General features: G+C 63.4%; 2 protein-coding genes. One reads left to right on the forward strand and one right to left on the reverse strand.

Going from position 1 to position 1,479, the window contains the following annotated elements:
• Positions 1-401, reverse strand: a 401-nt coding sequence (cpaB, locus tag EOA38_RS36425) for a Flp pilus assembly protein CpaB (RefSeq protein ID WP_127301486.1), incomplete at its 3' end; no start/stop codon positions are given.
• 257 nt (positions 402-658) lie between these two features.
• On the opposite strand from cpaB, the gene EOA38_RS36430 reads away from it, so the two are divergent.
• On the forward strand, positions 659-1,479 hold an 821-nt coding region (locus EOA38_RS36430; protein WP_245481018.1), incomplete at its 3' end, for an ATP-binding protein.

Consider the following 1,479-nt stretch of genomic DNA (forward strand, 5'->3'; position numbering starts at 1 on the left):
GTGCGGATGGTCACCGCCCGCATGCCGGGCGAGAGCATGTTGGAAAGCGTCGCGCGGCCGTTCGGTCCCGACAGCTTGGCAAGCAGCACCGGCTCGTTGACTTCGATCGGCGACAGCACGACCCGGCTGCCTTCGGCAAGCAGCTTGTCGATGGTCGAGAAGGCGCCCTGCGGCAGCGAATCCTGCGGCCACGGAATTTCGGCGAGCGCGGACCGTCCGAGTTCTGTGCCGTAGCGCAGCGGCGCGCTCGCCACCACGATGGTCTTGAACTCGACCTTGGGCTCTTGCGGCACCACGACCGATGCCACCTTCTGCTCGGAGGAGGCCCTCGCCTGGCTTTTGACCCAGAAGTCCGCGGCAAAGATCGAGATCGCGCCGAAAACGGCGGCGATGCCGATCATGGTTATGGCCCTGCCCCTCACAACGAAAACCCCTGACGCCCCGTGGTCTTTTGCTTGTTGACGCCCACGGTAACCATCATTGTTAAAGAATCAGGAATCCCGGGAGGCGCGGGCCGCCCTATTTCCGGCGGCTTGGTTATCGAATGGTTTTAGAATAAGAGAGACTTTGATCCCTGAACGGAACAGGAACCTCGTTCGCCCGCCAAAAGCGTGGCAGTATCGAGGAGTGATTCGCAGTACCGGACTTAATGGCCAGCATGGACGACAACAGCGATCTTTTCGGCAATCGGGAAAAGCAGCCGCAGCAAGTGCGCGCACCGTCGCGCCCGGCTGATCCGCTGGTTCAGGCGGCAAAGCGCTCGACCGCCGCCCGCGACGGCAGCGAGAGCTACAGCGCAGCCGACATCGAGGTGCTGGAGGGGCTGGAGCCGGTGCGGCGCCGGCCCGGCATGTATATCGGCGGCACCGACGACAAGGCGATGCACCATCTGTTCGCCGAGGTCATCGACAACTCGATGGACGAGGCCGTCGCCGGTTATGCCACCTTCATCGACGTCGAGCTTTCGGCCGACGGCTTCCTGACCGTCACCGACAATGGCCGCGGCATCCCGATCGATCCGCATCCTAAATTCAAGAAGCCGGCGCTCGAAGTCATCATGACGACGCTGCATTCGGGCGGCAAGTTCGACTCCAAGGTCTACGAGACCTCCGGCGGTCTGCACGGCGTCGGTGTTTCGGTCGTCAATGCGCTGTCCGATCACCTCGAGGTCGAAGTCGCGCGGGGCCGGCAGCTCTACCGGCAGAGATTCTCGCGCGGCATCCCGGTGAGCGGGCTGGAGCAGCTCGGCGAGGTGCACAATCGCCGCGGCACCAGGACGCGTTTCCATCCCGACGAGCAGATCTTCGGCAAGGGCGCAGCCTTCGAGCCGGCGCGGCTCTACCGCATGACGCGCTCGAAAGCCTATCTGTTCGGCGGCGTGGAGATTCGCTGGACCTGCGATCCTTCGCTGATCAAGGAGAAGGACCAGACGCCGGCCAAGGCCGAATTCCATTTCCCCGGCGGCCTGAAGGATTATCT

It is taken from the genome of Mesorhizobium sp. M1E.F.Ca.ET.041.01.1.1, assembly GCF_003997355.1.
In the GTDB taxonomy this organism is placed as follows: domain Bacteria; phylum Pseudomonadota; class Alphaproteobacteria; order Rhizobiales; family Rhizobiaceae; genus Mesorhizobium.